Consider the following 10,475-nt stretch of genomic DNA (forward strand, 5'->3'; position numbering starts at 1 on the left):
AACTAGCCCGCGCACGAGCCGGTGCAGTAAAGGAACCCCTATGAAGAAGATTGCCCTTAGTGGCGCCGGTGGCCAGCTTGGCTCGGTCGTGCGCGCCGCGTTCATTGCGCGGGGCACGCCGCTGCGTTCGGCGGCCGGCTCGAAGCCGCTCACGCCGCTCATCGACGGCGAGGATGTGATGCACGGCGACCTGCGCGATCCGGCGGTCGTCGACCGGCTGCTGGAAGGCGTCGATGTACTGATCCACTTCGCCGGCACGAGCGTCGAGCGTCCGCTGCCCGAGATCATCGAAAACAATTTGCGCGGTCTCGTTGAGGTGTACGAGGGCGCGCGGCGGCACGGCGTGAAGCGCATCGTGTTCGCCAGCTCGAATCACGCGATCGGCATGTATCCGGTGACGGAGCGCCTGAGCCTCGATTGCGAACTGCGCCCCGACGGTTTTTATGGCCTCAGCAAGGTCTGGGGCGAAGCGCTTGCCCGCATGTACTGGGACAAGCACGGCATCGAGAGCGTGTGTGTGCGCATCGGCAGTTGCCTCGAGCGTCCGACCGAGCCGCGCCATCTCAGCACCTGGTTCGGCCACGCGGACCTGATGCATTTCCTCGACCGCTGCATCGAAGCCGACGATCTCGGCTTCATCACCGTGTGGGGCGTGTCGGCCAATACGCGTAGCTGGTGGGACAACAGCGGCGCAGCGCGCCTCGGCTACACGCCGAAGCAGAACGCCGAAGACTACGCCGACGAAATCCTGGCCCGTCCGAATCCGCTCGATGCGCTGGGCCAGCGCTTCCAGGGCGGCGGCTTTGTCGGCATCGACTATTCGCGGCGTGAGGAAGAGGGCGCCGGCACGGGCGCGGGCACCGGCGCGGGCAGCGCTTCGGCGGCGCGGCCGGCCTGAAGCAAGTTAAAGCATTACCAGGAGACGCAGCAATGAAGATCAAGGGCATCCGCTGGTGGATGGTCAGTCTGGTCGCAGCCGGGCTCATCATCAATTATCTGGCGCGCAATACGTTGTCGGTGGCCGCGCCGACGCTGATGAAAGACCTGCACATCACGACTGAGCAATACGCTCACGTCGTAGTCGCATGGCAGCTTTGCTATGCGTTCATGCAGCCGGTCGCGGGCTTTCTGCTCGACACGGTCGGCACCAAGATCGGCTTCGCGGCGTTCGCGCTGGCCTGGTCGCTCGCCTGTGCGGCGGCAGCGTGGTCGACGGGATGGCGCAGCCTCGCTTTCTTCCGCGGCCTGCTCGGCATTGCCGAGGCGGCGGGCATTCCGGCCGGCGTGAAAGCCACCAGCGAATGGTTTCCGGCCAAGGAGCGTTCGGTGGCGATCGGCTGGTTCAACATCGGTTCGTCGATCGGTGCACTGCTCGCGCCGCCGCTCGTGGTCTGGGCGCTGTTGCATGGGCAGTGGCAACTGGCGTTCGTGATTGTCGGCGTGGCGGGGATTGTGTGGAGCGCCGTGTGGATGGTGCTGTACAAGCATCCGCGCAAGCAGAAGCTGCTCGGCGACGCGGAGCGCGACTACATCCTGAGCGGTCAGGAAGCGAAGCATAGCGACGATGGCGCGCCCAAGCGCAACTGGTTCGCGATGATGAAAAGCCGCGACTTCTGGGCGATCGGCATTCCGCGCATTTTGTCCGAGCCGGCATGGCAGACGTTCAACGCGTGGATTCCGCTTTACATGATGACCGAGCGTCACATGAACCTGAAGGAAATCGCGTTGTATGCGTGGATGCCGTTTCTCGCCGCGGATATCGGCTGCGTGCTCGGCGGTTATCTGAGCCCGCTGTTTCACAAGTACGCGAAGGTTTCGCTGTTCACGTCGCGCAAGATGGTGTTCGTGGTCGGCGCGCTGTGCATGATCGGGCCGGCGTGCGTGGGCCTCGTCGCGAGTCCGTATGTGGCGGTCGCGCTCCTGTGCGTGGGCGGCTTTGCGCACCAGACGCTGTCGGGCGCGTTGTACGCTATCACGTCGGATATGTTCGGCAAGAACGAAGTCGCGACGGCCACCGGCATGGGCGGCATGGCCGGCTATCTCGGCGCGGCGGCTTTCACGGCGCTGTTCGGCGTGCTCGTGACGCAGGTCGGCTACAGCCCGCTCTTCGTGGTGCTCGCGGTGTTCGACATCATCGCGGCCGGCGTGGTGTGCCTGCTCGCGAAGAGCGCGGACAAGACGCCTGAGCCGCGCTGGTCGCAGGCGAATGGCGCGGTCCCGGCCAAGTAATCGACGCAGATATTCGACGAAGATTCGACGGACACATTCGACGAAGCGTCCGCGCCGGCATCACGCGGCGCTGACGTTCAGCCAAAGCGGCGCCTGCGGGCGCCGTTTTCGTTCACGGGTCAGTCCGTTGCACACCGCCGCAAGCCTCGCCGCGAACGCCGCCCAGCCGCACTTGCGACCCGCACACCGCCGGACCCTGTGGGATAATTGCGCGTTTTGCCCGCGGCGCGGCTCACGAGGTTGTTCGCACGGGCGCTCGAGGGGCCGTCACTCCCTTGGCCCGCTTCTTTCAAGCGATATTCATTCAACAACCACGATGCCCGCATACCGTTCCAAAACCTCCACCGCCGGCCGCAACATGGCGGGCGCGCGCTCGCTGTGGCGCGCCACCGGCATGAAAGACGAAGACTTCTCGAAGCCGATCATCGCGGTCGTCAATTCGTTCACGCAGTTCGTGCCCGGCCATGTGCACCTGAAAGATCTCGGCCAGCTCGTCGCGCGCGAGATCGAGGCCGCCGGCGGCGTCGCCAAGGAATTCAACACCATCGCCGTCGACGACGGCATCGCGATGGGCCACGACGGCATGCTGTATTCGCTGCCGAGCCGCGACATCATCGCGGATTCGGTGGAATACATGGTCAACGCGCACTGCGCCGACGCGATGGTGTGCATCTCGAACTGCGACAAGATCACGCCTGGCATGCTGATGGCCGCGATGCGCCTGAACATTCCGGTGATCTTCGTGTCGGGCGGCCCGATGGAAGCGGGCAAGACGCGCCTCGCCAATCCGAAAACCGGCACCATCGAATTCAAGAAGCTCGATCTCGTGGATGCAATGGTGATCGCCGCCGACAAGGCGTATTCCGACGCCGACGTCGCCGAAGTCGAGCGTTCCGCATGTCCGACGTGCGGCTCGTGCTCGGGCATGTTCACGGCCAATTCGATGAACTGCCTCACCGAGGCGCTCGGTCTTTCCCTGCCGGGCAACGGCACGGTGGTCGCCACGCACGCGGACCGCGAGCAGCTCTTCAAGCGCGCCGGCCGCCGCATCGTCGGACTGGCCCGCGAGTATTACGAAGAGGAAAAGGCGAGCGTGCTGCCGCGCGCGGTCGGCTTCAAGGCGTTCGAAAACGCGATGACGCTCGACATCGCGATGGGCGGCTCGACCAACACGATTCTGCATTTGCTGGCCATCGCGCGGGAAGCCGAGATCGACTTCACGATGACGGACATCGACCGCCTGTCGCGCGTCGTTCCGCAACTGTGCAAGGTGGCGCCCAACACCAACAAGTACCACATCGAAGACGTGCATCGCGCGGGCGGCATCATGGCGATCCTCGGCGAGCTGGATCGCGCGGGCAAGCTGCACACCGACGTGCCCACGGTCCACGCGCCGACGCTGAAAGACGCGCTCGATCAGTGGGACATCGTTCGCACTGACGACGAAGCGGTCCGGACTTTCTACATGGCCGGTCCCGCAGGCGTGCCGACGCAGGTGGCGTTCAGCCAGAACACGCGCTGGCCGAGTCTCGATCTGGATCGCGCCGAAGGCTGCATCCGTTCGTACGAGCACGCGTTCTCGAAGGAAGGCGGCCTTGCGGTGCTGACCGGCAACATCGCGCTCGACGGCTGCGTGGTGAAAACCGCCGGCGTCGACGAAAGCATTCTGGTGTTCGAAGGCACCGCGCACGTCACCGAATCGCAGGACGAAGCGGTCGAGAACATTCTCGCGGGCAAGGTGAAGGCGGGCGACGTGGTGATCGTCCGTTACGAAGGTCCGAAGGGCGGGCCGGGCATGCAGGAAATGCTTTACCCGACGAGCTACATCAAGTCGCAAGGTCTCGGCAAAGCCTGCGCGCTGCTGACGGACGGCCGCTTTTCGGGCGGCACGTCGGGCCTGTCGATCGGCCACTGTTCGCCGGAAGCGGCGGCGGGCGGCGCGATCGGCCTCGTGCGCGACGGCGACAAGATCCGCATCGACATTCCGAACCGCACGATCGACGTGCTGCTGTCCGACGCGGAGCTGGCAAGCCGCCGCGAGGAGCAGAACGCGAAGGGATGGAAGCCGGCGAAGGCGCGTCCGCGCCGGGTGTCGGCGGCGCTCAAGGCTTACGCGAAGCTGGTGATGTCGGCCGACAAGGGCGCGGTGCGCGATCTGTCGTTGCTGGAAGATTGATTTTTGCTCAGCGCGTCATGCGCTGTTAGCAATAAAAACCGTAGAAAAACCGCTCTCCCGAGCGGTTTTTTTTTCACAACGCGGCGCAGCCGCAACTCCGCCGCGCGCGCGGCTTACCGCTGATCGACCACGTTCGTGTTGTACGTCGTCCCGCCGATTACGACGTTCTTCAACGCAATGCCGTTGACGTTGTACGCATAGATCGGCCCCGGCGTAGTCGCGTTGGCCGGTCCCGCGCAGACGGCAGTGCCGAGATTGCAGTTCGAGATCGTCACGCCGGTGATCGGCGGAACGGTCGGCGCGGGCGTCGGTCCGTTGTAGTCGAACGCGACGGGGCCTTGCGCGACGATCGCCTGAAAACACGAAGCCGTGACGCCGTTGAGCGTGACGTTGCTCGCCTGCACGTTCGAGATGTTGACGTTCTGCACGACCGCCGGCCGCGTTCTGATTGCGTCGTTGGCCGGCTGATAATCGCAGTCGAATGTAATCAGGCCGCCCTGAGCCGCGGACGGATTGGCCGCAGTCGCAGTCACCACGCCAAGCGGCACGGTGCCGTTGATCGGGCTGCCGGCGAGCAGCGCGCTGCCGTAGCCGCCGCCTTTCAGCGCGACGCCGTTGGGCAACGTGACCTTGTCGACGTAGAAGTTCTTCACGAAGCCGCCGCGATTCATATTGGTCTTGATACGGATCGCGATATTGAGCGGATTGGTCGCCCAGTTCTGATTCAGCATCTGGAGATCGCGCGCGTAAATGTTCTGCACGCCGCCGCCCATTTCGCTGCCGAGCGTAATGCCGCCGTGGCCGCTATTCATCGTGCAGTTCTGGATCACGTGATTTTGCGCGGGACCGTATTGCGTATCGAGATCCTTGCCCGACTTGATCGCGATGCAGTCGTCGCCCGTGTTGAAGGTCACGCCGTCGCACAGCACGTTGTCGCACGCGTCGGGGTCGAAGCCGTCGTTATTCGGACCGATGCTGTTGGTCGTCACGCCGCGAATCACGACGTTCTTGCAATCGGTCGGATGATGCTGCCAGAACGGCGTGTTGTTCGTGGTGTAGTTTTCCATCAGCACATTCGTGCAGCCGATGAACTCGACCATGCATGGGCGCAGATAGTGACCGAGGCCAAAGATGCGCTTCGCAATCGGCACGCCCGCTTCCGAGAGCGCGGGCAAGTAGTTCTGGTCCTCTTGCCAGGGCGTCGTCGGACTCGTCAACTGTGTGTAGAGCGCGTCGGAAATGCCGGGCGCAACAGTTCGCAGATCCACGTTGCTCGGGTTCTTGTACACCTGCGAGGGCGTCGACGAACTCACGCAACCGTAGGCCCCATTCGATCCCTTGAAGGTCCACCAGCAGGTCGCGGTGTTGCCCGAGCCGGCGAACGGCGTCATCGCCTGACCGTTGAGCACCGAGGTCGCGTCTTCGCCGGTCAGCGCGATGTTCGACTGATTGCGCGCGTAGACGGGCGAGCCGAAGTTCAGGCAATCGTTCGCCTGCCAGCGGCTGTAAAAGAGGTTGCCGTTCGCGCCGCAGTTGACCGGGCCGTCCTTCGCGTAGTCGGCGGGATTCGGGCTGAAATAGATCGTGCAATTGGCGCTCAAATGGAAATTGACGTTGCTGAGCAGCACGATCGGACCCGCGCAATACCAGTTGCCGGACGGCACCACGACGCGGCCGCCGCCCGCCGCGTTGGCTGCCTGAATCGCGGCGAGGAACGCCGGGCGCGAGTCGAATGAAGACGCCGCGTTGGTCTGGTTGGAGCCGGGGCTCGCGGGCGACGACGAGCCTGTGTACGGATTGGTTGCCGCGACCACCGCGCACGGCTGCGCGCCGTATTGCGTAACGACGAAGTCGCGCGACGGGAACATCGACTGTTTGATGCCGGCGAGCGAAGCGACGATCTGCGTCGCGGCGCCGTAGCTGCCCCAGATCGGATCTTCGGGTGTGAGCCCCGAACTGCCCGAGCCGCCGCACGCGGACAAGCCGCCGAGCAGCGTCGCGCCCGCGGAGGTGCCGGCGAACACCATGAACGCCCGGCGTCCAGGTGAATAAGGTTCGGCATGAGCCGCGTTCACTGATGCTGCCCGTTTGCCGCTGTTTTTATAGTGACTCGCCACGAATGTCTCCTTGCCCTTCAGGGCGTTGTAAATAATCGTCGATGCTCGAAAGTACGGCGTTCATTGCCATTGTTCTTGTTAAGTCAGTCATCCTTAATAATTGAAAGAAACGAAGGGAATTTGTCGGTTTGTTTTGGCCCAGAACGCAACACGCGCCGCTTTACCCATTCATCGACATCGAACGGGCGAAGCGGCGCGGCGGAACGCGCGTGATGGGTCAGGTTGTTTGCTGGCCGATCTCGTGATTGGCGAGCACTTCGAGCGCACGCACCATCGCCGAGTGATCCCATGCCTTGCCGCCGTGCGCGACGCACGCATTGAAAAGTGCCTGACAGGTGGCGGTATTCGGCAACGAAACGCCGAGCGTCTGCGCGGTCGACAGCGCGAGATTCAAATCCTTCTGATGCAGTTCGATGCGAAAGCCCGGATCGAAGGTGCGCTTCGTCATGCGCTCGCCGTGCACTTCTAGAATGCGCGACGACGCGAAGCCGCCCATCAACGCTTCGCGCACGCGCGCCGGATCGACGCCGGCTTTCGACGCGAGCAGCAGCGCTTCGCCGACCGCCTCGATCGTGGCCGCGACGATCACCTGATTGGCGACCTTGCACACCTGGCCCGCGCCGACCGCGCCGATCAGCGTGACGTTCTTGCCCATCATGTCGAACAGCGGCTTCACGCTGTCGAAGGTGGCCTGCTCGCCGCCGACCATGATGGTGAGCGACCCGGCCTTCGCGCCGACTTCGCCGCCCGATACCGGGGCATCGAGATAATCCGCGCCCGTTTCGCGCACGCGAGCGGCGAACTCGCGCGTGGCCATCGGCGAGATCGAACTCATGTCGACCACCGTTTGACCCGCATGCAACGCGCTCGCCAGTCCGTTCTCGCCGAACAGCACGCGCTCGACGTCCGGTGTGTCCGGCACCATGATGAAGATGATGTCGGCCTGCGCCGCGACGGCGGCGGGGCTGTCGCATGCCTGTGCGCCGGCCTTGGTGAGATCGTCGGGCACGCCGCTGCGCGTGAAGGCGGCGAGCGTGACGCCGTTCTTGAGAAGATTCGCGGCCATGGGCTTGCCCATGATGCCGAGTCCGATAAAGCCTGCTTTTTGCATGGAATGCTCCAGAGATGTCATGGCGGCCTGGTTTGCGCCCGCGCTGCGCGTGGCTTAGCTCTGGCCAGCCGGTTTCCTGATGAAGTGTTGATGGACGGCCTGCGCGGCGTTTCGCAACAGCCCGAGGTCGGCGCACACGGCGATGACGCGGCAGCCCATCGCGAGATAGCGTTCGGCGTCGGCTTGCACCGGCGCAAGAATGCCGCTCGGCTTGCCCGCGGCCTGCGCGCGTTCGAACACATGGGCGATTGCCTGCTGCACGTCGGGATGCGCGGCGTTGCCGAGATGTCCGTAGGCGGCCGCGAGGTCGGACGGGCCGACGAATACCGCATCGACGCCGTCGACGGCAAGAATCGCGTCGATCGAGTTCACGGCCTGGCGGCTCTCTATCTGCACGATGACGCAGACGTTGTCGTTGGCAATGTCAAAATAGTCGGGTACCGTCGCGTAGCGGTTGCCGCGGTGGCCCACCGAGACGCCGCGAACGCCTTGCGGCGGATAGCGCGTGGCGGCGACCGCGCGCGCCGCGTCGTCGGCGTTATCGACGAACGGCACGAGGAAGTTGGAAAAGCCGCTGTCCAGCATCCGCTTGATGACGACGCTCTCGTTGGCAGGCGGGCGCACGACCGGCGCGCTGCGGCTGTCCTTGAGCGCCATCAGTTGCGGGATCAGCGTGAGGACGTCGTTCGGCGCGTGTTCGGCGTCGAGCAGCAGCCAGTCGAAGCCGATCACGCCGAGCAGTTCGGCGACAATCGGGCTCGCGAGCGAGGCCCAGCAGCCGACCAGCGTTTCACCGCTGCGCACGGCGTGGCGGAAGCTGTTGGGAAGAGACTGATAAGGCTGGCAGGGCGCGGCTGGCATGAACGTATTCCTCGAACGGCAAATGGATCGGGTCAAGTTCCGACGATGGCTGAACTGCACGTTATAGGTCGTCGTATATCTATGTCCAGATTAGCACCCGATTCAGCCGTTGTAACGGTCACGTTAACCCGGAATGACGCTGAAAGCCCATGTGCGAGTAGGCGGTTCCGGTTGCATCGGCACACCCGTATGTTGTAGGATGACTTATATCTAGCGCTCTAATACAAGGAAGAGAGACATGTCCCATTCCAGCGAAGTCACCGGCCAGATCACCGGCGAAATGCTGATCGGCCGCAAGGCCGTGCGCGGCGCCGAACAGGCGCTGCACGCGTTCAATCCCACCACCGGCACGGACATCGCCGAGCCGGTCTTCGGCAGCGGCACGGCGAGCGACGTCAACCTCGCCTGCGAACTGGCGGGCAAGGCATTCGATCCGTACCGCCAACTGCCGCTCAGCGTGCGCGCCGAGTTCCTCGAACGTATCGCGGACGGCATCACGGCGTTGGGCGATGCGCTCGTCGAGCGCGCGCAGCAGGAATCCGGCTTGCCGAAGGCGCGTCTGGAAGGCGAGCGCGGCCGCACGACCGGCCAGCTCAAGCTGTTTGCGCAAGTAGTGCGCTCGGGCCAGTGGCTTACCGCGACGCTCGATTCGCCGCTGCCGGACCGCAAGCCGCTGCCGCGTTCCGATCTGCGCATGCAACGGATTCCGGTGGGACCGGTCGCCGTGTTCGGCGCCAGCAATTTCCCGCTCGCGTTCTCGGTGGCCGGCGGCGACACGGCCGCGGCGCTCGCGGCCGGCTGCCCGGTCGTGGTGAAAGCGCATCGCGCGCACCTCGGCACGTCGGAGATGGTCGGCCGTGTGATCCAGCGCGTCGCAGCGGAAATGGACCTGCCGGAAGGCGTGTTCTCGCTGATCGTCGGCGCGGGCAATTCGGTCGGCGAGGCGCTCGTCGCGCATCCGGCGATCAAGGCGGTCGGCTTCACCGGTTCGCGCGCGGGCGGCTTGTCGCTGATGCGCGTCGCGGCGGCGCGCCCCGAGCCGATTCCCGTCTACGCGGAAATGAGCAGCATCAACCCGGTGTTTCTGCTGTCGAACGCGCTCAAGCAGCGCACCGAGAACATCGCGCGCGGTTTCGTCGATTCGCTCGCGCTGGGCGCCGGCCAGTTCTGCACGAACCCGGGCCTCGCGATTGCCGTCGACAGCGATGCGCTGAAGAGCTTCGTCGCCACCGCCTCTGAAGCGCTGGCCGCCAAGCCCGCGCAGACCATGCTGACTTCGGGCATCCACTCCGCCTACACGGAAGGCGAGGGCAAGCTGGCCAAGACCGCCGGCGTCGAAACGGTGGCGCGCGGCGCCGACGTAACGGGCCCGAACCAGGCGCGCGCCGCACTGTTCGTGACTGATGCGCAGACGTTCGTCGCCACGCCGGCGCTGGAGGACGAGGTGTTCGGCCCGGCATCGACGATCGTGCGTTGCAAGGACGAAGCCGAGCTGCTGCAAGTTGCCGAGCACTTCGCCGGCCAACTGACGGCCACGATCCAGATGGACGCCGCCGACGTGCCCGCGGCCCAGAAGCTCGTGCCGATTCTCGAGCGCAAGGCCGGGCGTCTGCTGGTCAACGGCTTTCCGACCGGCGTCGAAGTCTGCCACGCGATGGTCCACGGCGGCCCGTTCCCGGCGACCTCCGACAGCCGCGCGACCTCGGTCGGCACGACCGCGATCGAACGCTTCCTGCGCCCGGTCTGCTATCAGGATTTCCCGGCGGATCTGCTGCCCGAGGCGCTGGCTGACAGCAATCCGCTGAATCTGTGGCGTCGCCGCGATGGCGAGATCACGCGCAGCTAAGCGCGCCTGATTGGCGGCATCGAATGAAAAATGGCCGGGGAGGTGAACCCCCCGGCCATTTTCTTTGTGCGCCCAGCATGGGCGCAATCTTGTGGGTGCAAGTCCCATCGTGAGTTGACCACAGCGAACGAAGTG

At 64.7% G+C, this 10,475-nt stretch carries 7 protein-coding genes; 4 read left to right on the forward strand and 3 right to left on the reverse strand.

Annotation, left to right across the window (positions count from 1 at the left end; genetic code table 11):
• Nucleotides 1–40: 40 nt before the first annotated feature.
• The 3 genes from AB6809_RS33060 to ilvD all read left to right on the forward strand — a co-directional run bounded on the left by AB6809_RS33060 (nt 41) and on the right by ilvD (nt 4,405).
• Nucleotides 41–898, forward strand: coding sequence for an NAD(P)-dependent oxidoreductase (locus AB6809_RS33060; protein WP_006052347.1), 858 nt, complete (start codon nt 41–43; stop codon nt 896–898).
• 32 nt (nt 899–930) lie between these two features.
• Nucleotides 931–2,229 carry an MFS transporter gene (locus AB6809_RS33065; RefSeq protein WP_053860241.1) on the forward strand — a complete coding sequence of 433 codons (1,299 nt, stop codon included), beginning with the start codon at nt 931–933 and terminating at the stop codon, nt 2,227–2,229.
• Nucleotides 2,230–2,545: 316 nt separating this feature from the next.
• Entirely contained in the window at nt 2,546–4,405 is a 1,860-nt protein-coding gene (gene ilvD, locus AB6809_RS33070; protein WP_029971773.1) for a dihydroxy-acid dehydratase, read from the forward strand.
• 113 nt (nt 4,406–4,518) lie between these two features.
• On the opposite strand, the gene AB6809_RS33075 is transcribed toward ilvD, so the two are convergent.
• The 3 genes from AB6809_RS33075 to garL form a co-directional block, all read right to left on the reverse strand.
• Nucleotides 4,519–6,432 (reverse strand): glycoside hydrolase family 28 protein, encoded by a 1,914-nt coding sequence (locus AB6809_RS33075; protein WP_371028128.1) that lies wholly within the window; start codon nt 6,430–6,432, stop codon nt 4,519–4,521.
• 307 nt (nt 6,433–6,739) lie between these two features.
• Entirely contained in the window at nt 6,740–7,654 is a 915-nt protein-coding gene (locus AB6809_RS33080; protein WP_081653117.1) for a 2-hydroxy-3-oxopropionate reductase, read from the reverse strand.
• A 33-nt stretch (nt 7,655–7,687) separates the two neighbouring features.
• Nucleotides 7,688–8,494, reverse strand: a complete 807-nt coding sequence (gene garL / locus AB6809_RS33085; RefSeq protein WP_029971769.1) for a 2-dehydro-3-deoxyglucarate aldolase — start codon at nt 8,492–8,494, stop codon at nt 7,688–7,690.
• Between the two features lie 238 nt (nt 8,495–8,732).
• Between garL and AB6809_RS33090 the strand changes: the two genes are divergently transcribed.
• Nucleotides 8,733–10,340, forward strand: coding sequence for an aldehyde dehydrogenase (NADP(+)) (locus tag AB6809_RS33090; RefSeq protein WP_006052341.1), 1,608 nt, complete (start codon nt 8,733–8,735; stop codon nt 10,338–10,340).
• Nucleotides 10,341–10,475 lie beyond the last annotated feature (135 nt).

It is taken from the genome of Paraburkholderia sp. RCC_158, assembly GCF_041355255.1.
GTDB lineage: Bacteria > Pseudomonadota > Gammaproteobacteria > Burkholderiales > Burkholderiaceae > Paraburkholderia > Paraburkholderia graminis.

Excerpts from the sequence above, each read along its gene's own strand:
- AB6809_RS33060 (WP_006052347.1), top strand. The coding sequence starts at position 41 with ATGAAGAAGATTGCCCTTAGTGGCGCCGGTGGCCAGCTTGGCTCGGTC.
- AB6809_RS33090 (WP_006052341.1), top strand. The coding sequence starts at position 8,733 with ATGTCCCATTCCAGCGAAGTCACCGGCCAGATCACCGGCGAAATGCTG.
- AB6809_RS33080 (WP_081653117.1), bottom strand. The coding sequence starts at position 7,654 with ATGACATCTCTGGAGCATTCCATGCAAAAAGCAGGCTTTATCGGACTC.
- AB6809_RS33065 (WP_053860241.1), top strand. The coding sequence starts at position 931 with ATGAAGATCAAGGGCATCCGCTGGTGGATGGTCAGTCTGGTCGCAGCC.
- AB6809_RS33075 (WP_371028128.1), bottom strand. The coding sequence starts at position 6,432 with ATGGTGTTCGCCGGCACCTCCGCGGGCGCGACGCTGCTCGGCGGCTTG.
- garL (WP_029971769.1), bottom strand. The coding sequence starts at position 8,494 with ATGCCAGCCGCGCCCTGCCAGCCTTATCAGTCTCTTCCCAACAGCTTC.
- ilvD (WP_029971773.1), top strand. The coding sequence starts at position 2,546 with ATGCCCGCATACCGTTCCAAAACCTCCACCGCCGGCCGCAACATGGCG.